Here is a 22,650-nt window from a genome sequence, read left to right on the forward strand (position 1 = left end):
TTTTGACGAAGACCAAAGCCAAAATCTCGACGAAGAGCAGCCTGCTCTCAACCGGTCGTAGCACTGCTCCTGCTTCGCAGGAGAGGCAGGAGATCGCCACGTGCCATACGACCACCACAAGATCCTGGTACGACGCGAGATCTGGGTCCTTCGCACGAACCCGGACGAGGGCTGCTCGGAGATAGTGGAAGCCGAGGGTGTTCGGCGCATCTCGAATGTCCCGCCCATCCCAGCCCCTCTGGAGATCCTTGAAGCCGAACAGATGACAGCGGATGGGGTGTCTTGCCTGGTGGAGCTTCCCGCCGACGCCCCCGACGCGGCCGCCAGGACCGGCCCGGAAGGCGTTCATGGTGCTCAGGTCCGGCGTATACCGAATGTCCTGCCCGACCCGGTCTTTCTGGAGGAGGTGAATATCGAAGTCAAGTTCAGTGCCGCATACGGTGGACTGTTCGACGCGGTGGAGGAGTTGTCCTACGTCGGGCACGATGCCATCGAGACCACGGACGAGGATCTGGTAGCCGCCGTGGGGCGACCGGTGAGGGCGATGCTGGACATATGGAAAGAGGAGGAGGGCAGTGCAGATTACCTGCCCCAGTTGATTGCCGCCGCGCGGCGTCTGGTCGATGCCGTAGCCGACTACCGTCGGTCGGCGTTCGTCCTGCCAGAACTGGCCGCCGCCGTCGACCAGCTCGCCGAAGAACTGTCGTCTGTTCCACTCCGCACGACTCTCTGAGGCCGCCGGGCGGACCTGCTCCATCCGGTACTCGTGCTCACGGGCGAGCTGCGGCTTCAGCACCTTGGGAGCGATGCGCGGATACCCGGTCCGAAGACCGCTGCCGACCGGGTGATCCGGGATGGGTTCAGGCGACCTCGAACAGTTCGAGCTGCTCGACGCCGGATGGGGCGGGTGTCTTGAGCCGCAGGCACCGCAGGCAGGTGACGGCGCCTTGGACGGGATGGGCGGCGTACGGGTCCCACCCGCTGACGCCGACCATGCAGGCGGGCCCGGGAAGGAGTTCACCGGCGAGCCAGCGGGTGAGGGCGATGTCGTGGATGACGCCGGATGAGCGGACCTGCATGCGGTCGTCAGGGCCGTAGGCGTTGCGGGCCAAGGCGGCGATGGTGGCGAGGGCCATGCGCGTGGAGTCCATGGATCTCCTTCAGCGAAAAGTAGCCGTATCGCCATGATGCATCGCCTTGCTGACATTCTCTGGGCATAGGCCTCGGTGCGATTGCCTGGCCGATGCCACGAACCCGAACCTGCGCGAGTCGTCATCAGGCTCCGCCCTTGCGCCTCGCTGGCCGGCGAGGGCTCGGCGGAGCCCCAGGAGAAGGGCCCTCTGGTCAAATCGTTGAACATGATCGGCGCCGAGGTGAATCATGATCCAGTGCACGACGCCGACCACCTCTTGTCCGCCGCCGCGACGAGCGTGCCGCACAGGACCAGCCCGGTCAGGGCGAGAGACACGGTCCGGGCGAGGAAGACACCGTGGCGCCGCGAACGCGGAACGCTCGCAGGTTCCGGATTCCGCTGTCGATTCGCAGGAGGAGACCACCTACCGGGCCGACCTCTGGCCAGACCAAGGCCAGAGCCATGCTGGTCAAGAGGCGTGGCCTACCAAGACCTCGGCAACCGCACCCGACTCGATGACCCGTGCAGAGGATTTCTGAAATCGCCGTCGGTCATCGGGGCTGCCCTCGCATGGCGGCATAGGTACTGACGATCAGCTGCTCCGGGATGAGGACATCCGGTGGCAGGCGCTCGAAGTCGAAGAACCGGAGGGACAGCACTTCTCCGGGGTCGGGCCGGAAGACCGCGTCGGTCGATGCCCGGGCCAGGAACGCGGCCGTGACGTTGAAGACCTCGTCGCCGTTGGGATAGCGGTAGTAGTACTCCGGACCTGAGAACACGCCCAGCAGGGAGAGGTCGGCGACCTCGATCCCGATTTCTTCTCGTACTTCGCGGCGGGCGGCGTCTTCGAACGACTCCCCCGGCTCCATGAACCCTCCGGGCAGACCCCACCCGCCGGTATCGGCCCGCTCCATCAGCAGGAGTCGGCCGGACTCGTCCACGATCACGACGGAGCTCCCCGGAAGTATCAACGGCCGCGTCCCGACCAGCGCCCGGAGCTCGGCGATATAACCAGAAGCAGTCATCTGCACCCCATCCGGATTCATGCCACCTACCGGTCCCTCGCTTCGATGACAGCCGTGTCCGGCCGCCGACACGGGTCAGGGTCAGGCGGGCTCGGGCGGGACGGGGCCGTCCTCTTCGGCGAGCCGGGCGAAGATCATGAAGCGGGCGACGAGTTGGGGGTCTTCTTCGGTCAGGCGTTCCGTCATGTCGGCCAGGATTCGCCGTTGCCGGCCCGGGGTCATCATCCTTCACCTGCCCTTGTCCCGGTGGACCGAGATATACCCACCGTGCGACGTTTCAGCTCCTCTGTTCCAGGATTCGATCATCACGTTCAGGTTCCGACAAGACCGTCCGGTAAAAGGATCACTTCTCGAGTGCGCTTTCACCCTCTGAGATGCGCACCTCAAAACATAAGTAACCCCTTACTACCGACGCCCTTGTTGAGTAGCATCCCAGGCACAGCGAAGGCTTGCCTGGAAGGGGACGGCTCATGAAACCCGGGCTCTTCGACGATCGCAGTGCGATCCGGGACATCGGCTCCGAGCCGTACACGATCCTCGGCGGGGGGCCCGCGCTGCTGCTGCAGCTCGCGCATCCGAAGGTGGCGCAGGGGGTGGCCGAGCACAGCGGGTTCCAGGCGAGTCCGTTCCCCCGGCTGTTCGCCACCCTGGACTTCCTGTCGATGGCCGTCTTCGGCACCAAGGACGAGGGGCACCGGGTGGCCTGGTCGGCGATGCGCGCCCACGATCCCGTCCATGGCGAGAACTACTCCGCGCACGACGCGGACCTTCTGCTGTGGGTGCAGGCCACGCTCTTCCAGGTCTCCAAAGAGCTGTACGAGTACATGCACAGGCCGCTCTCGCCCGAGCGGGCCGAGGAGTACTACCGGCAGAACGCCCAACTCGCCGAACTGCTCGGCGCGCCGCGGGAGGCGCTGCCCGCCGACGCGAAAGAGTTCGACGAGTACTGGGCGCGCATGGTCGAGACGCTGGAGATCAGTCAGCACGGTCGCGAGCAGGCTCAGGCCGTCATGCATCCCGAGTTGCTGCGCGTGCTGCTCTACCCGGTGATGCTCGTCTTCCGCATCGTGACGACCGGGCTGCTGCCCGAGCCGATCCGCGAGCAGTACGGGCTGCCCTGGACTCCCGCGCGGCAGCGTACGTTCGTCCTCATCATGAAGCTGACCAGGACGGGGACGAGGCTGGTTCCGGATCCGCTGCTCAAGCTGCCCGTCGAACTCGCGGTTCCGTTCGCCCGGCGGTTCCGGTGGGGCAAGTACCAGCGTCCCGCCTCACGGCGTTCGGCTCCCGTCCTCAAGGTCGAGACCGGGGAAGCCCCCGCCGCCGAGAACAGGAAGGCCGGATGAAGGCGCCCGCCGGGGCCATTCCCGGGCGCGGCTCGATGACCTGGCGGTACGGGGCCGACTGGCGGGCGGTCCTCACCAGCCGGGCGGTGCTGATGCTCCAGGTCGCCCATCCGGTGGTCGGCGCGGGTGTCGCCGACCACTCCGAGTTCCTCGAGGACCGCTGGGGGCGCCTGATCCGGACGGTCAAGTCCGCCCACTCCTTCCTCGGCTTCAACGGCGAGGAGAGCGGCAGGCTGGAGGCGGCCCGGCTGCGGGAGATGCACAAGGGGATCAAGGGCGTCGACTCCGAGGGCCGGCGGTACCACGCGCTCGAGCCCGAGGCCTATCTGTGGGTGCACGCGACGCTCTACCACGGGATCGTGCAGACGCAGCGGCTCTTCGCCAGGCCGCTCAGCCCGTCCGAGGAGCGGCGGCTGTTCGCCGAGTGGCGCGACCTCGCCCTGGCCCTGGGTGTCCCGGACCGTCATGTCCCGGCGGATCCGGAGGCGTTCGCCGTCTACTTCGACCGGATGGTCGCCGAGCGGCTGGAGTTCAACGACACCGTCAGGCTGATCATCGAGCTCGACCGCAGGCCGCTGCCGCCTCCGCCGGACTGGCGGCTGCCGTCCGCGGCCTGGCTCGCGATCGCCGCGCCCCTGGCCGTCCTCATGCGCCGGTCCTCCCAGGCCGCGCTGCCCCCGGTGCTACGGGAGCGGTTCGGGCTGCCCTGGTCGTCGGGGCGCGCCCTGGGGTTCCAGGCGTTCACCGGGGTCATGCGCGTCCTGGACCGGGGACTGCCATCCCGGCTGCGGACCGCGCCGACGGCCGCGAAGGCGATGGAGTCGGCACCCTGACGGCGAACGGGCCGGAACCGTCCGAAGACGGCGCCGGCCCGTGACACGCGAGGGGCTCAGGAGGCGGAGAGCTCCTTCTCCTTCTTCTCCTCCGCGACGGGAGGCTCCGGCAGGTCGATGGTGTCGCGCAGGCTCTTCGGCTTGAGGAAGAGCACGGCGACCAGGCCGACGAGGGCGATCCCGGTGGAGACCAGGAAGATGTGGCCGGTGCCGTCGGCGTAGGCGGCGCGGACGATGACCTGCAGCGGCTCGGGGATCGACGCCACGTCCAGGCTTCCGCCCTGGGAGTCGCTGACGGGAACCCCGGCCTTGGTGAAGCCCTCCTTGATCGAGGACGCCACCTCGGAGGCCAGGATCGCGCCGAGGACCGAGACGCCGATGGTGCCGCCCAGCGAGCGGAAGAACGCCACCGCGCCGCTGGCCGCGCCCATGTCCTTCATGGACACGCCGTTCTGGAGGGCGAGGACCATGTTCTGCATCGACATGCCGACTCCGGCGCCGACCAGCATCATCGCGCCGCTGATGAGCACCAGCGACGTCTCGTGGTCGATGGTCGACATGAGCGCGAAGCCGGCGGCGAGGGAGACCAGGCCGGCGATGATGAACGGCCTGACCTTGCCGGTGTTGGAGATGATCCGCCCGGAGACCGTCGCGGAGATCATCATGCCCAGCATCATCGGGATGGTGAGCAGGCCGGCCTGGGTCGGCGAGTAGCCGCGGCCGATCTGGAAGTACTGGCCGAGGAAGACCGTTCCGCCGAACATCGCCATGCCGACCGCGGCGCTGCCGATGATCGCCAGAGCGGGAGTGCGCTGCTTGACGATGTGCACGGGCACGACCGGCTGAGCGGCCTTGGTCTCCACCCGGACGGACAGGCCCAGCAGCACGGCGCTGGCACCGACCATCGCCCCGGTCTGCCACGACGCCCAGGCGAAGGCGTCACCGACGAAGGTGATCCAGACGAGCAGGACGCTGACTCCGGCCGCGATCAGCGTCGCGCCCGCGTAGTCGATCTTCACGTCGTCACGCCGGACGTGCTTCAGGTGCAGGGTCTTCTGCAGCATGAAGGCCGCGAACACCGCGAACGGGATGGGCAGGAAGAAGCACCAGCGCCAGTCCATCGCCTCGGTGATGACGCCGCCCAGCAACGGGCCCGCGACCGTGGACAGTCCCATGACCGCGCCCAGGTAGCCGTTGTACTTGCCGCGCTCCTTCGGCGAGATCATCGCGGCGATCACCACCTGGACCAGCACCTGGGCCGCGCCCAGGCCGAGGCCCTGCACCGCGCGCCAGACGATGAGCTGCTCGGTGTTCTGGGAGAAGCCGGCGCCCAGCGACGCCAGCAGGAAGATGCCGATGCCGACCTGGAGCAGGAGCTTCTTGTCGAAGAGGTCGGCGAGCCTGCCCCACAGCGGCGTGCTGACGGTGGAGGTGAGCAGCATCGCGGTGACGACCCAGGTGTACTGCGACTGCGTGCCTTTGAGGGAGCCGATGATCTGCGGGAGCGCCACCGAGACGATGGTGCTGCTCATCATCGTCACGGCCATGACGATGAGAAGGCCGCTGAGGGCCTTCATGATCTCTTTGTGGCTCATCCCCGGTGATGCTGGGTCCGTCACTGTCTTCCTCCCGTTGCGTGTGGAACAGACCAATTTAACTACACTCAGGGCAAGTTTGCACGTTGGGCATTTATTCCCCTGGGGCAGTATGATCCACCTCATGACCACCACGCCGGGGCTGCGCGAGCGCAAGAAGGCCGAGACCCGCCAGGCCGTGTACAAGGCGGCCCTGCGCCTCGTCGCCGAACACGGCTTCGACCACGTCACCGTGGAGGCCATCGCCGACGCGGCGAACATCTCCCGGCGCACGTTCTTCAACTACTTCGCCGACAAGGCGGACGCCGTCATGTACGGCGAGGAGCAGCGGCACCAGCTGATCCTCGCCAAGTTCCGGGCCCGCCCCGCCGGGGAGTCCTCCTGGCCCGCCCTGTACCGGGTGGCCGAAGAGATCTACGGCGAGCTCGGCGAACCCGACCGCGACTGGTCCCTGCGCATCAGGCTCGCCCGCCGCCACCCCTCCCTGCTCGCCCGCCAGCTGGCCGGGCTGGGCGCGCTCGAGCGGGAGCTGGCCCAGGCGATCGCCGAACGCGACGGCGACCACGGCCTGCGTCCCCGCGTCCTGGCCGGGGCCTACCTCACCACCCTGCGGATCGCCACCGTCGTCTGGCTCGAAGAGGACCAGAACCGCGGCCTGGCCGAGAGCACCATGGCCGCGCTCGACGAGCTGGGCCGCTCCTTCGAGGACTGAACCGCCGGAAACAGAAACGGGCCGGACGCCATCCGCGAAGGATGTCGTCCGGCCCGTCGCCGGTCACCGCGCTCAGGATCTCGGTGCGGCCGGCCTCTCGTCGGTCCACTCCTGGCTCTCGTACACCGTGGAGGTGCGGACGGTGCCCGCCGGGATCCCCGCGTAGGCCTGTGCGGGCTCCAGCAGGACCTCGTCGGCCGACAGCAGCCGTCCCGTCTCCCCGTCGATGATCAGGGTGTGCCGGACGGAGCCGAACTCGCCGCCCGTCTCGTCGAGGGCGATCCCCGTGCCCCGGCGCCCGTCCGGGTCCTGGACGGGGCCGAGCAGCTCGACGCCCTCCAGCTCGGCGAGCATCCGGTAGGCGGCGGCCTGCACGTCCGGGTGGACGGGGAGGGAGCCGTCCAGGAGGTCACGGGTCACGGCGAACAGCCACTGGTTCTGCTCGGCCCCGGACTCGCCCTCGTACCGCGCCATCAGCGCCGTCCGGAGCCCTGACGTGTCGGTGGGCAGGGCGTTCAGCTGGTCCGCGGTGACGTTCCGGCCGCCCAGGGTGCCGGCCTTGCCGGTCGCCCCCTCCGCGGTCCCGCTCCTCTGCCACGTGCCGACGCCCTTCAGCACGACCCGCGGCGTTCCGTCCGGGGACAGAGCGGCGACCGCGGCGGGCGAACCCGCGGCCTTCCACGCCTTCCTGTCGGCGGCGGTCTGCGGGCGGATGCCGAGACGTTTGATCCACACCCGGTTCCCGTCGCTGGAGGGGTCGGCCGCCTGCCACCGGTCGGCCAGCCGCTTCCTGACGACCAGGAAGGACGGAGCCCGGGTTCCGGCGCTCATCAGCCTGCTCTCGCGGGAGGTCGTGTGCAGGTACCGGCCGGCCTCCGCGGACCGGCGCTCCGTGGCGTCCGCGGCGGCCAGCAGGGCCGCGTTCGCCGTCCGCTGAGGCTGCGCGACCCGGGCGGCGTCGTCGCCGCCGTCGTCGTCTCCGGTCCCGATGACCAGGGTGAGCGCGACGGCCGCCGCCACGCACACCGCACCGACGCCCGCCCATCCCGCGCGGCCCGGACGGAACCCTCGGCGGCGCGCCGTTCCGGCGTGCTCCAGGAGCCGCGCCCGCGCCTCGGCCTGGCCCTTGTCGTTCTCCTTCGACCCGGGCTCAGCCATGGTCGACCCCCTCCTGTTCGAGCAGTGATTCCCTGAACCGGTCCCGGGCTCGGGCCAGCCGCGACTCCACCGCCGTGACGGGGAGGTCGAGCTCGGCCGCGACCCGGTCCGGGCCGAGGTCCGCGCAGGCGGCGAGGAGCAGGACGTCCCTGGCTCCCGGCGACATCTCCGCCAGCCTGACGGTCAGCGTCGCCTCCTGCCGGTCCTCCATGCCGACCTGGGCGGCGCGGGCTCCGGCGGTCTTCCCGCCGGCATGCCGCCCGCCGCCGGCGGGCTTCCGGTCCTCCTGCCAGTGCTTCCTGATCTTCTTCGTCGCGATGGCGAACAGCCAGACCCCCGCGGGCCCGTCGGGGTCGTACCTGCCCCGCCGGTCGAACGCCGTGAGGAACGTGTCGGTCGCGACCGACGCCGCGGCGTCCTCGCCCAGCCAGGACTCGGCGAACTCGCGGATCCGCGGGTAGTACCGGTCGAGGATCTCCGCGAACAGCTGGGGCTCGCGCAGCGACCTCTCGATCACCTCGGCGTCGCTCAGGCCGCTCGTCTCGACCGCCTCGGCGGACAGGCCGACGGGAACGGCGGGGTCCTCCCGGACGTCGGCGGTCTCGATCATGTCCATCGCGGCGGTGCCGGAGGTCTCCGACACGGCGAGGGACTCGTTCAGCTCGACGCTGTCGCGCAGCCGCGGCGGCTTGAGGAAGAGCACCGCGACCAGGCCGACGAGGGCGATCCCGGTCGAGACCAGGAAGATGTGGCCGGTGCCGTCCCCGTAGGCGGCGCGGACGATGACCTGCAGCGGCTCGGGGATCGACGCCACGTCCAGGCTCCCGCCCTGGGAGTCGCTGACCGGCACGCCCGCCTCGGTGAAGCCCTCCTTGATCGAGGTGGCGACCCGGGAAGCCAGGATCGCGCCCAGGACCGAGACTCCGATGGTGCCGCCCAGCGAGCGGAAGAACGCCACCGCGCCGCTGGCCGCGCCCATGTCCTTCATGGACACGCCGTTCTGGACGACCAGGACGAGGTTCTGCATCGACATGCCGACTCCGGTGCCGATCGCCAGCATCGCCGCGCCGACGAACACCAGCGAGGTCTCGTGGTCGATGGTCGACATGGCGAAGAAGCCGAGGGTGAGCACGGCGAGGCCGGTGATGAGGTGCGGCCTGACGTTGCCGGTGCGGGAGATGATCCGTCCGGAGATGGCCGAGGAGAACAGCACTCCGGCCATCATCGGGATGGTGAGGAGACCGGCCTGGGTCGGCGAGTAGCCGCGCCCGATCTGGAAGTACTGGCCGAGGAAGACCGACCCGCCGAACATCGCCATGCCCACCGCGGCGCTGCCGATGATCGCCAGAGCGGGAATGCGCTGCCTGACGATGTGAACCGGAACGACCGGCTGAGCGGCCTTGGTCTCCACCAGCACCGCGAGGCCCAGCAGCACGACGCTGGCGCCGACCATCGCCCCGGTCTGCCACGACGCCCACGCGAAGGCGTCGCCGACGAAGGTGATCCAGACGAGCAGAACGCTGACTCCGGCGGCGATCAGCGTCGCGCCCGCGTAGTCGATCTTCACGTCGTCGCGCCGGACGTGCTTCAGGTGCAGGGTCTTCTGCAGCGTGAAGGAGGCGAGCACCATGAAGGGCAGCGGGAGGAAGAAGCACCAGCGCCAGTCCATCACCTCGGTGATGGCCCCGCCGAGCAGGGGCCCGCCGACCGTGGCCACCGCCATGACGCCGCCCAGGTAGCCGTTGTAACGGCCGCGCTCCTTCGGCGAGATCATCGCGGCGATCACCACCTGGACCAGCACCTGGAGCGCGCCCATGCCCAGGCCCTGCACCGCGCGGAAGGCGATGAGCTGCTCGGTGCTCTGGGCGAATCCCGCGCCCAGCGACGCCAGCAGGAAGATCCCGATGCCGGCCTGGAGCAGCGTCTTCTTGTCGAACAGGTCCGCGAGCCTGCCCCACAGCGGGGTGGAGGCGGTCGAGGTGAGCAGCATCGCGGTGACGACCCAGGTGTACTGGGACTGCGTACCCTTGAGCGAGCCGATGATCTGCGGAAGCGCCACCGAGACGATGGTGCTGCTCATCATCGTCACGCCCAGGACGGTGAGCAGACCGGTCAGCACTCTCATGATCTGCCGGTGATCCGCCTGCTCGGTTGCGGTCTTTGCCACCCGATTCCTCCCGTTTTGCCCAAATAACAAACCGAGGCTACCTGCACTCCGGGCAACTTTGCGCATTGGGCAGTAATGTCGGATTCCGCATAAACTGACGAACATGACCACCACATTGGGGCTGCGCGAACGCAAGAAAGCCGCGACGCGGCAGGCCGTCCACCGGGCCGCGCTCAGCCTCGTCGTCGAGCACGGCTTCGACCACGTCACGGTCGAGGCCATCGCCGATGTGGCGAACATCTCCCGGCGCACGTTCTTCAACTACTTCGCCGACAAGGCGGACGCCGTCATGTACGGCGAGGAGCAGCGCTTCCGCAGTCTCACCGCGGCGGTCCGGGCCCGCCCCGCCGGGGAGACGGGGTGGCAGGCCCTGCGCGAGGGCACCAGGGAGCTGTTCGACGCGGTCGGCGAACCCGACCGCGAATGGGTGGTGCGCAGCAGGCTCTCCCGCCGCCACCCCTCCCTGCTGGCCCGCCGGATGGCCACGATGGACCCGCTGGAACGCGACCTGGCCCAGGCGATCGCCGAACGCGACGGCGACCACGGCCTGCGTCCCCACGTGCTCGCCGCCGCCTACTGCGGCGCCGTGCGGGTCGCCAACCTCCTGTGGCTGGAGGAGGACGAGGACCGGAGCCTGAAGGACCTCACCCTCGCCGCGGTCGACGAACTGGGCCGGCCGGTCACCGTGTGACGCCGGTCAGACGGCCCCGCCCCTGAGGCTCAGCGAACACCAGATCCGCTCGGGCAGCCGCGCCGAGGCCTCGGCCAGATCCAGGCCCGGGGCGCCGGCCAGCCAGCGCCGGGTCGTCTCGGCCACGGGACCGACGAGGAGCATCTCCAGCAGGACCGGGGACAGGTCGACGACCTCACCCGAGGCGATGTGCGGGCGTATCCAGGCCATCATGCGCGCCAGGAGCGGGCCCTTGGCCTCCGCGATGGAGGGGGCGTGGGCGGGCAGGAACGCCGCGTAGGCGGAGGCGTGGATGAACTCCGCCTCCGCGCGGTGCCCCGCCGCGAAGTCCAGATAGGCGCGGGCCGCGGCCTCGACGCCCTCGCGGGCGCCCGTACAGGGTTCGATCGCGGTGACCATGGACTCCAGCAGGGCCGTCATGCACCGGGTGTAGAGGGTCGCGGCCAGACCGTCGAAACTGCCGAAGTGGTGGTAGAGGCTGCCGCTGCTGACACCGCTCTCCTTGATGACCGCGCTCATCGTGAAGCCCTCGCGGCCGTCGCGGGCGTAGACGGCCAGCGCGGTGTCCAGCAGCCGCTCCACCGTCTCCGCCGTGGTGCGGTGCCTAGGCGACATCCAGCGCCGCCGACGCGTCGGCCCACAGCCGCCGGGCCAGGGAGTCGTCCAGTGCCACGGGGGCCAGCGGGGTCTCCTCGTCCACCTCGAAGTAGGCGCCGGACGTCGCGGGGACGTCGGTGACCAGGCGCGCGACGGGGCGTCCGCCCGCCTCGGGCGGCTGCCAGGTGCGCTTGACGAGCTTGAGCAGCAGGCCGACAGGGCCGCGCCGGTCGCCCAGGCCCGTCCGGATCACTCCGGGGTGCAGTGCGTTGACGGTCACCCCCGCATCCTTCCAGCGTTCGGCGAACAGCGGGAGCATCATGAGGTTGGCCAGCTTGGTGTCCGCGTAGGTGCGGATGGCGTGGAAGTCCCGGCCGGTGGGCGTGCGGTCCGGGTCGACCCTGCCCTTGACGTACAGGCCCGCGCTGACCTGGACGACCGTCGAGCCGCACGCCCTGAACCGGTCCTCCAGCAGGTGGTTGAGCAGGAACGGCGCCAGGTGGTTGGTGAAGAAGGCCTGCTCGAAACCGTCCGCGTTGAGGACGCGTTCGGACGGCCAGATCCCCGCGTTGTGCACCAGCGTGCGCAGGTCGGGGAAACGTTCTTTCAGCTCTCCGGCCAGTGCGGCGACGCCGGCGCGGTCGGCGAGGTCGCCGACCACGAGTTCGGCGTTCTCCCCCAGCCGGGCCGCGGCGGCCTCTCCCTGCTCCCGGCTCCGCGCCACCAGGGCGACCTTCGCTCCCCCGGCGACCAGTATCTCCGCGGTGGCCAGGCCGATGCCCCGGTTCCCGCCCGTGATGACCACGACTCCCTGTTCCGTCATGACGACGAAGGTAGCCGTTTCCAGAGAGGTTCTCTAGAGAGGCTCTCTAATATTCTGAGGGCGGTTCGCCGTCAGGCGCCGCAGCAGCGCGGTCAGCCCGGCGCGCTCGGCCTCGTCCAAGTCGGCGAACCACTCCTGCTCCCGGGCGGCCTGGATCTCGAAGACCTCCCGCACCACCTCCTCACCCCTGCCGGTGAGCTCCGCCGTGACGGCCCGCCTGTCCGTCGGGGACGGACGGCGCTCCACCAGCCCGGCGCGCTCCAGCGTGTGCAGGGCGTTGGTGACGGCCGAGCGGCTCATCGCGGAGAGCTCGGCCAACCGGGCGGGCATCGTCGGGCCCAGCAGCCAGAGTTTGAACATCAGCCGGAAGCCGGGCAGCGTCAGGCCGCGCGGCCGGTGGATCGCCGACTCCAGGTCGCTGATGAGCAGGTAGGCCACGTGCAGCAGGTTGTAGGCCAGGGAGAACGCCTCCACGTCTGCGCCGGGGTCCCGGTCCGGGATGCTCCGGCGGGCCAGTTCCTCGTACTCCTCCATTGCGCTCCCCCAGCGGGCGGGTCCATATTGTTACGGCCATAACAAAGTAGTGAGAGGCCACTGATGCGCGTCATCATCGCAGGAGCGGGGATCGGCGGACTCACCACCGCACTGAGCCTGCACGCCGCCGGGTTCTCCCAGGTGAGCGTGCACGAGGCGGTCGCCGAACTCCGGCCCGTCGGCGTCGGGATCAACCTGCTCCCCCACGCGGTGCGCGAGCTCACCGAACTCGGCCTGGCCGACCGGGTGGCACGGCTCGGCGTCCCCATCGCCGAGCTCGTCTACGCCAACGCCAAGGGCCAGATCATCGGCTCCGAGGAGCGCGGGACGGCCGCCGGATACCGGTGGCCGCAGTACTCCGTCCACCGCGGCGAACTGCAGATGACGCTGCTGGAGGCCGTCCGGGAGCGACTCGGCCCCGACGCCGTGCGCTGCGGCGTCCCCGTCACCGGACCGGAGCACGACGCCGACCTGCTCATCGGCGCGGACGGCATCCGCTCGAGCGTGCGCGCTGCCCTCCACCCCGACGAGGGTCCGCCGATCTGGAACGGGCTGACCCTGTGGCGCGGCGTCACCCGGGCCGAACCGTTCCTCACCGGGCGGAGCATGGTCATGTCCGGCGACGGTTCCCGCAAGTTCGTCGCCTACCCCATCAGCGGGCCGGACGACGACGGCCGCGTGCTGATCAACTGGATCGCCGAGCGTCCCACCGAGCAGGCCGTCGCCACCGGGGACTGGAACCGGCGGACCGACCCCGCGAAGGTCGCCGCCGACTTCGCCTCCTGGGACTTCGGCTGGCTCGACGCGCCCTCGCTGATCGCCGCGGCCGACGCCGTCTACGAGTACCCGATGGTCGACCGGGACCCGCTGCCCCGCTGGACCCGCGCGAACGTCACGCTGCTCGGCGACGCCGCGCACCCGATGTACCCGATCGGGTCCAACGGCGCGTCCCAGGCGATCATCGACGCCCGGGTCCTGGCGCACGCGCTGGCCACCGGCAAGGGGCTGGAGTTCTACGAGGAGCGGCGACGGCCCGCCACCACCGCGATCGTCCGCGCCAACCGGGGGCAGGGGCCCGAGGTGGTGCTGTCCCTCGCGCACGAGCGCGCCCCCGAGGGGTTCGACGACATCGAGAAGGTCATTCCGCGCGCCGAACGCGAGGAGATCTCGCTGCGGTACAAGAAGCTCGCCGGGTTCGCCCCCGCGCTGCTCAACGAGCGGGCGTCCTGGTCTGCGCACCGGGACGCGCCCGCCCTCGCCCCGCTCGCGACGTTCCGCGTCACGCTCGCTCCCATCCGGCACTTCGGACGCACCCAGTGGGGCGACCGGCGCGTCATCGAGATCAGCGGCGGGAGCTTCGAAGGCGCCCGGCTGAGCGGGACCGTTCTGCCCGGCGGCGCGGACTGGCAGATCGTCCACGACGACGGCTCCGCCTCCATCGACACCCGCTACACCCTGCGGACGTACGACGGGGCCCTCATCTACCTCCAGACCCAGGGCTTCCGCCACGGGCCGCCCGAGGTGATGGAGCGGCTCGCGCGCGGCGAGCAGGTCGACCCGTCGGAGTACTACTTCCGGCTCACGCTGAAATTCGAGACCTCCGACCCCGCCTACGCGTGGCTCGGCCGGACCGTCGCGGTCGCCACCGGCCGCCGGGAGGCCGACGCCGTCGTCTACGACGCCTACACCCTGAGCTGAGGAGCCCCATGAGTCAGCTGAACCTGCCGCCCATGCCCGTGGTGTCCGTCCACCGGCAGCCGGTCGCGATGCGCGACGGGACGGTCCTGCGCGCCCACGTCCACCGCCCCGACGACGGAGAGCGGCACCGGACCGTCCTGGTCCGCAGCCCGTACGGGGAGCAGACCTTCCGCTCCTTCCCCCTCGTCTCCGCCCTGGAGGCGGGGCTGGCTGTGGTGTTCCAGCACTGCCGGGGACGCGGCGACAGCGACGGCGAGTTCGCCCCCTGGGTGAACGAGGGCCGGGACGGGGCGGACACCGTCGACTGGATCGCCTCGCAGCCCTGGTCGAACGGGGAGGTCGTCGGCTCCGGCATGTCCTACCTGGCCGGGTGCGCGCTGCAGGCGGCGTCCGAGAGGCCCGGCGCGCTCAAGGCGATCGTCTCGACCATGACCCCGCACGACTTCTACGAAGGGCTCAACTACAACGGCGGGGCGTTCGCGGTCGGCTCCGTCTTCCACTGGAGCGCGCTGCAGGGCATGCTCGGCGCGCTGCACGACCTGCGCGCCGGTGACGGCGACGCGCTCGGACGGCTCCTCGAGCAGCTCCCGCTCATGGGCGAGACGCCCTCGCTGACGGAGGACCACCCGTTGTCCGACGCCCGCGTCGCCAAGAACTTCCCGTTCTGGCGCGAGTGGGTGGAGCACACCGAACGCGACGCCTACTGGCAGGACCTCGCCGAGACCCTGCGGCACGAGGACATCGACGTCCCGGTGCTGCACACGGCGGGCTGGTTCGACGTCTTCCTCAAGGGCACGCTGGAGAACCACAGGCGGGTCGGCGGACGGCTCATCGTCGGCCCGTGGACCCATCTCGGCCAGGGCGCGGCCGCCGGCGAGATCTACTTCGGCGCCTCCGCCGCCGGTCAGACGTCCGGGCTGGAGCAGACGCAGCTCGCGTTCCTGACCGGGCACCAGGACGGGCCCGCCGTGCGGATCTTCGTCATGGGCGCGAACGTCTGGCGCGACGAGGAGTCGTGGCCTCCGGCCCGCGCCGTCCCCACGCCCTTCCACCTGCACCCCGACGGCGTGCTCTCTCGGGACGCCCCGGCCGCCGACGCGCCGCCGTCCCACTTCCCGCACGATCCGGAGAACCCCGTGCCCACCCGCGGCGGCGGGCTGCTCCTGCCCGATCCGCTCAACGTCGGCCCCCGCGACCAGCGCGAGGTGGAGCGGCACCCCGGCGTGCTGTGCTTCACCAGCGAGCCCCTCGCCCAGGACCTGGAGGTCACCGGCGAGCTGACCGCGACCCTCCACGGAGCCACCACCGCGCCGGGAGCCGACTGGACGGTGAAGCTCGTCGACGTCCACCCCGACGGCAGGGCCATGAACGTCGCCGACGGCATCGTCCGCTCCCCCGCCTCGGAGGCCGTCCACGAGGTCGACCTGGTGGCCACCAGCCAGGTCTTCCTCGCCGGCCACCGCGTCCGGGTGGAGGTCGCCGGTTCCAACCACCCGCGCTTCGACCGCCACCCCGCGCTGGAGAAGGCCGAGCAGACCCTCTTCCACGACGCGGAGCGCCCCTCCTGGATCACCCTGCCCGTCATCCCCTGACGGGCGTCACGCCCATTCCGAACGGTAGGCGGGGTGGTCGGAGTACTGCGAGGCCAGGCCTCTCAGCACGTCCTCGAGCACCCCGCTGCCCGGCACGCCCCGCTGCCGCGCCCACTGCTCCTTCTCGTACAGCGCGACGACCCGCCGCTGCCCCACGACCCGCCGCAACACCTGCTTCGGATCGTTCCGGACGATGTGCTCGACGTAGGCCTCGTTCTCCGCCGAGGCGACGAATCCCTGCTTCTCGGGCTGCCCGTCCCCCGCCGTCTCCGGCCACGCGTCCACCCGGACCCGCCCTCCGGGCGCCACCCGCCACGAGGCGCCCATGCAGGCCCGCGCCACGGCCTCGTCCCGGTCCAGCCGCGCCTTGAGGAACGTCACAAGATCTTCCACACCACAATCCTGCTGCGTCCGGTGCCTCTTCGCACCCCGAACTCACAACCTCGCCCGCCCCGCCGACCACAGAGAGATCACCCCGGATCACCAGTTCCCATACTCAACGGCATACTTGGCCCCGACCAGACCAATCCGGAGGTTTCCATGCTCGCTGTCACCGTCGACCAGGTGCGCATCTTTCTCCACGTGCTCGCCGCCACCATCTGGGTGGGCGGCCAGCTCACCCTCGGCGCCCTGGTCCCCGCCCTCCGTGGCTTCGAGGGCGTGACCAAGGTCGCCGCCGGCCGCTTCAACATGGTCGCCTGGCCCGCCTTCGCCGTCCTCTTCATCACCGGCATCTGGAACATGACCGCCCTGGGCGACCCCGACGACGCCTACCGGATGACCCTCAACGTGAAGATGGGCTTCGTCGTCCTCTCCGGCATCGCCGCCTTCATGCACACCCGCGCCAACACCAAGGGCGCCCTCGCCGCCTGGGGCGCCATCGGCCTCCTCACCGCCCTCGCCGCCCTCTTCTTCGGCGTCCAGCTCGGCTGACCGTGTTCCGCTCGGAGGTGGCCTCGGCGCGTTGTGAATGCGCTCAGGATCATGCATCCGAGATACTCCCGACAGTTCGTTGAAGAAGATCCATTCAGGGAGATGACGATGAGGCGTGGATTCGCGGCGGTACTGGCGGGCGTGCTGGCGCTCTCGACGGCCGTTTCGGTGCCGGCGGAGGCGGCGGCGAAGCCGAAGCTGGGGCCGCTGGGGTACGGGAAGCTCAAGATCGGGCAGACGAAGAAGCAGGCTCTCCGGACCGGCACGATCGTCCTCGGGCGGGCCGACGGGGGGTGCACCGGGTTCGATCTGAAGGCCCACCGCACGCCCAAGGACCAGGTCTCGGGCTACATCTCCAAGAAGTACGGAGTGGTCGCGATCTTCGCGGCCAAGGGCGTGAAGACCCCGCGGGGCATCGCGCTCGGCGCGAGCCTGGCCCAGGTGAAGAAGAAGTACCCGAGCGTCCGCGAGACCGTCAGCTTCTGGTGGGTTCCGGCGCCCGGCGGCAAGAAGAAGACCCAGTACTGGTTCCTGTTCGACAAGAAGAACAAGCTCTCCGAGATGGGTCTGGTCTTCCCGAAGCAGGACTGCTTCAACTGACCCTGTGGAGGGCCGGGAGTGAGGCGAACAGCTCCTTCGTGTAGGGGTGGGACGGGGACTGGAAGAGGGCGGTGACCTCGCCGGTCTCCACTACCCGGCCGTCCTTCATGACGGCTACGCGGTCGCTGACGTGGTGGACGACGCCCAGGTCGTGGGAGATGAAGAGGAGGGCCAGGCCGAGGCGGGCGCGCAGGCCGGTGAGCAGGTCGAGGATCTGGGCCTGGACGGAGACGTCGAGGGCCGAGACCGGCTCGTCACAGACCAGGAGTTCCGGTTCGGAGGCCAGGGCGCGGGCGATCGCGATGCGCTGGCGCTGGCCTCCGGACAGGGACGAAGGACTGCGGGGCAGGACGGCGGGGCTCAGGCCCACCAGGGCCAGGAGTTCGGCGGCGCGGGCGCGGCGGCGGGGGCCGCGCTCGTGGCCGGTGAGGGCCAGGGCCTCATCGAGGACGCGGGACACCGGGTGGCGCGGGTCGAAGGAGCCGAGGGGGTCCTGGACGATCGCCTGGACGCGGTGGCGCAGCGGGCGGCGGCGGCGTTCGGGCAGCGCGCTCCACGGGACGCCTGCGAAGGAGACGGAGCCCTCGTCGGGCGAGACGAGGCCGAGGACGATCCTGGCCAGGGTGGTCTTGCCCGAGCCAGACTCCCCCACGATCCCGAGGCTCTCGCCGGGCAGGAGACTCAGCGAGACCCCGCTGACGGCGGGCCGTCCCCTGTAGGACTTGGATACCTCCCGGACCTCCAGCAGCGGGGTGTCTCCGTCCCGCACGGGAGAGGCCTCGGCCTGCGGCCGCCTCTCCCGTGTGATCGGTCCGGACACCGGATGCCAGCAGCGGGTCCCGGCCTCCCGGGGCGCGAGCGCCGGAAGAGACGTGCGGCAGCGGTCGTCGGCGAGGACGCACCTGGCCGCGTACGGGCAGCCGTCCGGGTCGGGTTCCTTCCCTTCGTGGGCGGGGAGAGACAGCAAAGAGCCTCGTCCGGACGGTTCGGGGACCGCCGCGATCAGCGCCCTGGTGTAGGGGTGGCGGGGGTCGTCCAGGACCTGGCGGGCGGGGCCGTGCTCCACGACGGTTCCGCCGTACATGACGGCGATCCGGTCGGCGAGGCGGGACACGACGGCCAGGTCGTGGCTGATCAGCAACACCGCCGTGCCGTCCTTCTTGAGCTCCTCGATCAGCGCGAGGATCTGCGCCTGGACTGTGACGTCCAGGGCCGTCGTCGGCTCGTCGGCGATGACGAGTTCGGGCCCCGCCGCGATCGCCGAGGCGATGAGCGCCCGCTGGCGCAGACCGCCGGACAGCTGGTGCGGGTACTGCCCGGCGCGGACCTCGGGTTCGGGCACCCCGGCCCGGACGAGCAGTTCCCGTACCCGCTCCCCCACCTGGTCCCGGGGGACCTTGGTGTGGGTCCGCAGCGCCTCGGCGATCTCCGCGCCGGCCGTGCGCAGCGGGTCTAGAGAGACCAGGGCGTCCTGGAGGACCAGGCCGATCCGGCCGCCGCGCACCCGGCGCCAGGCCTTCTCGTCCAGGGAGGCCAGGTCGAGTCCGGCGAACTCCAGCCGCCGGGCGGTGACCTCGGCGCGGTCTCCGGCGAGGCCGACGAGGGAGCGGGCGGTGACGCTCTTGCCGGAGCCGGACTCCCCGACGACGGCCAGGCACTCGCCGCGGTCCAGGGTGAAGGACACGTCTCGGACGGCCCTCGTCTCGGGGAAGCGGACCGAGAGGCCCTCCACGTTCAGCAGCGGCTCGTTCACAGGGTCGTCCTCCGGGTGAAGCGGGCCTGGGCCGACCGGCCCGCGACGCTCACCGCGACCACCGTGAGGGTGATCGCAGCGCCGGGGAACACGCCGAGCCACCAGGCGGTCTGCAGGTAGTCGCGGCCTTCCGAGAGCATGACGCCCCACTCCGGCGACGGCGGTTCGGCGCCGAAGCCCAGGAAGCTCAGCCCGGAGGCGGCGATGACGGCCATGCCGAAACCGACGGTCCCCAGCACCAGCAGCGGTCCGAGGGCGTTGGGCAGGACGTGGCGGAACGCCTGGACGAGGGGGTGCTGCCCGAGCAGGACCGCGCTCTCCAGGTAGCCGGACCGGCGGACGACCAGCGCCTCGGCCCGCACGAGCCGGGCGTAGGCGGGCAGCAGCGACAGCGCGATCGCGATCATGAGGTTGACCTGGCCGGAACCCAGCACGGTCAGCGCCAGCAGGGCCACCAGCAGCTGGGGCAGCGCCAGCAGCACGTCCAGCAGCCGCATCAGCGCCACGTCCGCGAACCGGCCGAGCAGCGCCGCGGCCAGCCCGTACAGGGCTCCGGCGGCCAGCGCGAGGGTCAGGGCGCCGAGCCCGACGAGCAGCGAGGGCCGGGTTCCGTACACGACGCGGGTGAACAGGTCGCGGCCCAGCTGGTCGGTGCCGAACCAGTGCTCGGGGCTCGGGCCCCGCATCGCCACGGCGGGTTCGAGTTCGAGCGGGTCGCGGCCGGTGAAGAGGCCGGGGAAGGCCGCGGCCAGCACGATGAGCGCGATCACGGTCCAGGCCGCCAGCAGCGCGGGCCGGGCCGGCCGCCACGCCTTCCAGCGGGCCTCGGGCAGGGTCGGAGTGGTCATGCGGGACGCAACCTCGGGTCGACGAGCAGGTGGAGCAGGTCGACCGCCGCGGCGATGACCACGAAGACCAGCGCCGACAGGAGGACGACGCCGATGAGGACGGGCATGTCCTTGTTGAGGGCCGCCTGCAGGGTCAGCGCGCCGAGCCCCGCCCGGCCGAACACCACTTCGACGAGGACGGCGCCACCGAGCAGGGATCCGGCGAGCCAGCCGGTGAGGTTGGCCAGCGGGGCGGCGGCGTGGCGCAGCGCGTGGCGCAGCCGCACGGCCGTGCGGCTGAGGCCGCGGGCGCGGGCGGTCACCGCGAACGGCTGCTCCAGCGCGGTCTCCAGCCCTTCCCGCAGCACCTGGGCGAGCACTCCGGCGATCGGCAGCGCGAGGGTCGCCGCGGGCAGCACCAGCGCGGACGGCCCGCTCGCCCCGACGAGCGGGAACAGTCCGAGCCGGAAGGAGAACACGGTGAGCAGCACGATGCCCAGCCAGTACGAGGGCAGCGACACCGCGACGAGTTCCCAGGCGTGGGCGGCCCTCCGGGAGGCCCGGCCGCGCCCGGCCGTCGCGACGGCGGACGCCACCGCGATCACGACGGCCAGGACGACGGCGGCCGAGGCCAGTTCCGCGGTGGGGCCGAACTGCTCGGAGATCAGGCCGGCGACCGGCCGCTGCAGCTGGTAGGACTCCCCCATGTCGCCCTGGACCAGCCGGCCCAGGTAGGAGAGGTACTGCTCGTGCAGCGGCCGGTCGAACCCGTGGTCGAGGACGATCTGGTCGCGGATCTCCTGCGAGGCCGTGGTGAACGGACCCAGCATGATGGTCACCGGGTCGCCGGGGATCAGCGCGAGGGCGGCGAAGGCGAGGGTGGCCGCGCCGAACATCACCGCCGCCGCGCCGAGCAGGCGGGTTCCCAGCCCTGCGAGGATCCGGACCACCGGGCTCACTTTTTCGTCACCCAGGCGCCCTGGAACACCGGCCAGCCGTTGGCCTCGTACTCCAGGCCGCCGACGGTCCTGCTGCGGCCGTTGGTGAAGGCCGAGGTGTATACCGGGATGACCAGTCCGAGTTCGACGGCCCGCTGCTGGATCTTGGTGTAGACGTCGTCGCGGGTGGCCTTGTCGAGCGTCGATCGGCCCTTGTCGGTCCACTCGGTCAGCTCGGGGTCGTCGATGAACGTGGCGTTCTGGCCGCCCTCAGCGGGCTTGCTCGCGCCGTTGAACAGCAGCCACAGGACGTCCGGTTCGGCGCGGGCCCAGCTGTAGTCGGCGAGGTCGGCCTTGCCTCCGTAGACGGTGGCGATGTAGGTGCCGATGTCGCCCTGCGGGCGCTTGACCTCGACGCCGAGCTTCTTCAGGTCGGCCTGGAAGGCCTGCCCGAGCACGTCCCGCTTCTCGCGGATGAACGAGGCGGGCAGTAGCGGCCAGTCCACAGTCAGGCGCTTGCCGTCCTTGGTGCGGTAGCCCTCGGAGTCGCGGGTCGTCCAGCCCGCCTCGTCGAGCAGCTTGCCGGAGAGGGCCTGGTCGTAGGGCCAGCTGCCGTCGAGGGCCTTGGCGTAAGGGGCGGTGGCCGGGGACAGGGGGCTCCAGGCCCGCTTGTACTCGCCGAAGTACAGCGTCTTGACGTGGGTGTCGATGTCGATGCCGCGCTGGATGGCCTTGCGGACCTTCTCGTCGTTCAGCGGCGCCTTGGCTGCGTTGAGGTAGATGCTGTAGTTGGCGCCGGGGGCGTCCCTGCGGTCCAGGGCGAGCTTGGAGTTGCCCTCGACGGCCTTGGCGTCGGCCGGTGGGAGCGCGAACGAGACGTGCACCTGGCCGCTGGTGAGGGAGCCGACCCGGACGGACGCCTCGGGCAGGAACCGGATGTTCAGCTTGTCCAGGTAAGGGGCCCCGGCGTTGGTCGCGCCCTTGGGCGCCCAGGCGTAGTCGGGGTTGCGGGTGAAGGTGGCGTTCTGACCCTTAGTGTAGGCGCTGAAGACGAACGGCCCGGTGCCGACGTCGACCGCCCCTCCGGAGCCGAGCTTCGCCCCGTTCTCCTTGATCGTCTTCGGCGAGTAGAAGCCCAGGTAGGGGGTGCTGACCGCCTGGAGGAAGGGCGCGAACGACTGCTTGAAGCTCACCTTCACGGTGTGCGGGTCGACGACCTCGGTGCCGTCGTAGGGACCGAGCAGGGTCGCCGCCAGCTGGGACTTGGTGGCGGGGTCGGCGATCCGGTCGAAGTTCGCCTTGACGGCCTCGGCGTCGAAGGCCGTGCCGTCGGTGAACTTGACGTCCTTGCGGAGCTTGAAGGTGTAGGTCTTCAGGTCGTCGGCGACCTCCCAGGACTCGGCGAGCCACGGCTGGAACCCGCCCTGGCCGTCCTGGTGCACCAGCGAGTCGAAGACGTTGCGCAAGATCGTGCCCGTGATGTCCTGCTGGCTGACGTGGACGTCGAAGGAGACCGGCTCGGTGTCGACCGCGAAGGTCAGTTCGCCGCCCTTGACGGGAGCGTCGGCGACGGGTCCGGCCGCCTCGCCTTCGCCACAGGCGGAGAGGAGGAGGGCGGCGGCGACCAGGGCCGCGGCGGGGGTGGTTCTGGACAGCTTCATGGCGCACTGCTCCGGGAGGGGAGGTAGGGAGGAGC

At 70.6% G+C, this 22,650-nt stretch carries 22 protein-coding genes; 9 read left to right on the plus strand and 13 right to left on the minus strand.

Features of this window, described 5'->3' with window-relative positions:
* Window positions 1-100: 100 nt before the first annotated feature.
* On the plus strand, window positions 101-733 hold the full coding sequence (locus ABD327_RS10785) for a hypothetical protein (RefSeq protein ID WP_344450154.1): 633 nt from the start codon (window positions 101-103) through the stop codon (window positions 731-733).
* Between the two features lie 127 nt (window positions 734-860).
* Here the strand turns inward: ABD327_RS10785 and ABD327_RS10790 are convergent, their stop codons facing one another.
* Both ABD327_RS10790 and ABD327_RS10795 read right to left on the minus strand, forming a co-directional pair.
* Window positions 861-1,151 (minus strand): hypothetical protein, encoded by a 291-nt coding sequence (locus ABD327_RS10790; protein WP_344450155.1) that lies wholly within the window; start codon window positions 1,149-1,151, stop codon window positions 861-863.
* Between the two features lie 532 nt (window positions 1,152-1,683).
* Complete coding sequence (locus ABD327_RS10795) at window positions 1,684-2,157, minus strand: NUDIX hydrolase (RefSeq protein WP_344450156.1); 474 nt, start codon at window positions 2,155-2,157, stop codon at window positions 1,684-1,686.
* A gap of 470 nt (window positions 2,158-2,627) precedes the next feature.
* Here ABD327_RS10795 and ABD327_RS10800 point away from each other — a divergent pair, with 470 nt between their 5' ends.
* A complete protein-coding gene (locus ABD327_RS10800; RefSeq protein WP_344450157.1) occupies window positions 2,628-3,503 on the plus strand; it encodes an oxygenase MpaB family protein in 876 nt (291 codons plus the stop codon).
* Window positions 3,500-4,336, plus strand: a complete 837-nt coding sequence (locus ABD327_RS10805) for an oxygenase MpaB family protein (protein WP_344450158.1) — start codon at window positions 3,500-3,502, stop codon at window positions 4,334-4,336. The genes ABD327_RS10800 and ABD327_RS10805 overlap by 4 nt, the downstream gene beginning before the upstream one ends.
* Window positions 4,337-4,392: 56 nt before the next feature.
* Here the strand turns inward: ABD327_RS10805 and ABD327_RS10810 are convergent, their stop codons facing one another.
* Window positions 4,393-5,931 carry an MDR family MFS transporter gene (locus ABD327_RS10810; RefSeq protein ID WP_344450159.1) on the minus strand — a complete coding sequence of 513 codons (1,539 nt, stop codon included), beginning with the start codon at window positions 5,929-5,931 and terminating at the stop codon, window positions 4,393-4,395.
* Window positions 5,932-6,055: 124 nt separating this feature from the next.
* Between ABD327_RS10810 and ABD327_RS10815 the strand changes: the two genes are divergently transcribed.
* Entirely contained in the window at window positions 6,056-6,643 is a 588-nt protein-coding gene (locus ABD327_RS10815; RefSeq protein ID WP_344450160.1) for a TetR/AcrR family transcriptional regulator, read from the plus strand.
* Between the two features lie 72 nt (window positions 6,644-6,715).
* Here ABD327_RS10815 and ABD327_RS10820 read toward each other — a convergent pair whose 3' ends face one another.
* Window positions 6,716-7,801 carry a CU044_5270 family protein gene (locus tag ABD327_RS10820; RefSeq protein ID WP_344450161.1) on the minus strand — a complete coding sequence of 362 codons (1,086 nt, stop codon included), beginning with the start codon at window positions 7,799-7,801 and terminating at the stop codon, window positions 6,716-6,718.
* The gene (locus tag ABD327_RS10825; RefSeq protein ID WP_486303497.1) at window positions 7,794-9,968 is read right to left on the minus strand and encodes an MFS transporter; all 2,175 of its coding nucleotides are present in this window, start codon (window positions 9,966-9,968) and stop codon (window positions 7,794-7,796) included. Before ABD327_RS10825 ends, ABD327_RS10820 begins: the two co-directional genes overlap by 8 nt.
* 103 nt (window positions 9,969-10,071) lie before the next feature.
* Here ABD327_RS10825 and ABD327_RS10830 point away from each other — a divergent pair, with 103 nt between their 5' ends.
* On the plus strand, window positions 10,072-10,659 hold the full coding sequence (locus ABD327_RS10830; protein WP_344450162.1) for a TetR/AcrR family transcriptional regulator: 588 nt from the start codon (window positions 10,072-10,074) through the stop codon (window positions 10,657-10,659).
* Window positions 10,660-10,665: 6 nt separating this feature from the next.
* Here the strand turns inward: ABD327_RS10830 and ABD327_RS10835 are convergent, their stop codons facing one another.
* Genes ABD327_RS10835 through ABD327_RS10845 form a run of 3 tightly spaced genes read right to left on the minus strand, consistent with a single transcriptional unit; the run spans window position 10,666 to window position 12,613 of the window.
* A complete protein-coding gene (locus ABD327_RS10835; RefSeq protein ID WP_344450163.1) occupies window positions 10,666-11,274 on the minus strand; it encodes a TetR/AcrR family transcriptional regulator in 609 nt (202 codons plus the stop codon).
* Entirely contained in the window at window positions 11,264-12,079 is an 816-nt protein-coding gene (locus tag ABD327_RS10840) for an SDR family NAD(P)-dependent oxidoreductase (protein ID WP_344450164.1), read from the minus strand. Before ABD327_RS10840 ends, ABD327_RS10835 begins: the two co-directional genes overlap by 11 nt.
* A 33-nt stretch (window positions 12,080-12,112) precedes the next feature.
* Window positions 12,113-12,613 carry a MarR family winged helix-turn-helix transcriptional regulator gene (locus tag ABD327_RS10845; protein ID WP_344450165.1) on the minus strand — a complete coding sequence of 167 codons (501 nt, stop codon included), beginning with the start codon at window positions 12,611-12,613 and terminating at the stop codon, window positions 12,113-12,115.
* A gap of 63 nt (window positions 12,614-12,676) precedes the next feature.
* On the opposite strand from ABD327_RS10845, the gene ABD327_RS10850 reads away from it, so the two are divergent.
* Window positions 12,677-14,311 (plus strand): DUF3237 family protein, encoded by a 1,635-nt coding sequence (locus ABD327_RS10850; RefSeq protein ID WP_344450166.1) that lies wholly within the window; start codon window positions 12,677-12,679, stop codon window positions 14,309-14,311.
* Window positions 14,312-14,319: 8 nt separating this feature from the next.
* Entirely contained in the window at window positions 14,320-15,903 is a 1,584-nt protein-coding gene (locus ABD327_RS10855) for a CocE/NonD family hydrolase (protein WP_344450167.1), read from the plus strand.
* A gap of 6 nt (window positions 15,904-15,909) precedes the next feature.
* Here the strand turns inward: ABD327_RS10855 and ABD327_RS10860 are convergent, their stop codons facing one another.
* On the minus strand, window positions 15,910-16,296 hold the full coding sequence (locus ABD327_RS10860) for a DUF6221 family protein (RefSeq protein ID WP_344450168.1): 387 nt from the start codon (window positions 16,294-16,296) through the stop codon (window positions 15,910-15,912).
* Window positions 16,297-16,443: 147 nt separating this feature from the next.
* Here ABD327_RS10860 and ABD327_RS10865 point away from each other — a divergent pair, with 147 nt between their 5' ends.
* Entirely contained in the window at window positions 16,444-16,836 is a 393-nt protein-coding gene (locus ABD327_RS10865) for a hypothetical protein (protein ID WP_344450169.1), read from the plus strand.
* A 108-nt stretch (window positions 16,837-16,944) separates the two neighbouring features.
* On the plus strand, window positions 16,945-17,436 hold the full coding sequence (locus ABD327_RS10870; protein ID WP_344450170.1) for a hypothetical protein: 492 nt from the start codon (window positions 16,945-16,947) through the stop codon (window positions 17,434-17,436).
* Here the strand turns inward: ABD327_RS10870 and ABD327_RS10875 are convergent.
* Genes ABD327_RS10875 through ABD327_RS10890 form a run of 4 tightly spaced genes read right to left on the minus strand, consistent with a single transcriptional unit; the run spans window position 17,429 to window position 22,615 of the window.
* The gene (locus ABD327_RS10875; RefSeq protein ID WP_344450171.1) at window positions 17,429-19,189 is read right to left on the minus strand and encodes a dipeptide ABC transporter ATP-binding protein; all 1,761 of its coding nucleotides are present in this window, start codon (window positions 19,187-19,189) and stop codon (window positions 17,429-17,431) included. The two genes, ABD327_RS10870 and ABD327_RS10875, sit on opposite strands and share 8 nt — an antisense overlap.
* Window positions 19,186-20,037, minus strand: coding sequence for an ABC transporter permease (locus ABD327_RS10880; protein ID WP_344450172.1), 852 nt, complete (start codon window positions 20,035-20,037; stop codon window positions 19,186-19,188). Before ABD327_RS10880 ends, ABD327_RS10875 begins: the two co-directional genes overlap by 4 nt.
* On the minus strand, window positions 20,034-20,975 hold the full coding sequence (locus ABD327_RS10885) for an ABC transporter permease (RefSeq protein ID WP_344450173.1): 942 nt from the start codon (window positions 20,973-20,975) through the stop codon (window positions 20,034-20,036). The genes ABD327_RS10880 and ABD327_RS10885 overlap by 4 nt, the downstream gene beginning before the upstream one ends.
* Window positions 20,972-22,615: an ABC transporter substrate-binding protein gene (locus ABD327_RS10890; RefSeq protein WP_344450174.1), complete on the minus strand. Its 1,644-nt coding sequence runs from the start codon at window positions 22,613-22,615 to the stop codon at window positions 20,972-20,974. Before ABD327_RS10890 ends, ABD327_RS10885 begins: the two co-directional genes overlap by 4 nt.
* Between the last annotated feature and the right edge of the window lie 35 nt (window positions 22,616-22,650).

The sequence above is a fragment of the Actinocorallia aurantiaca genome, assembly GCF_039533685.1.
Lineage (GTDB): Bacteria > Actinomycetota > Actinomycetes > Streptosporangiales > Streptosporangiaceae > Actinocorallia > Actinocorallia aurantiaca.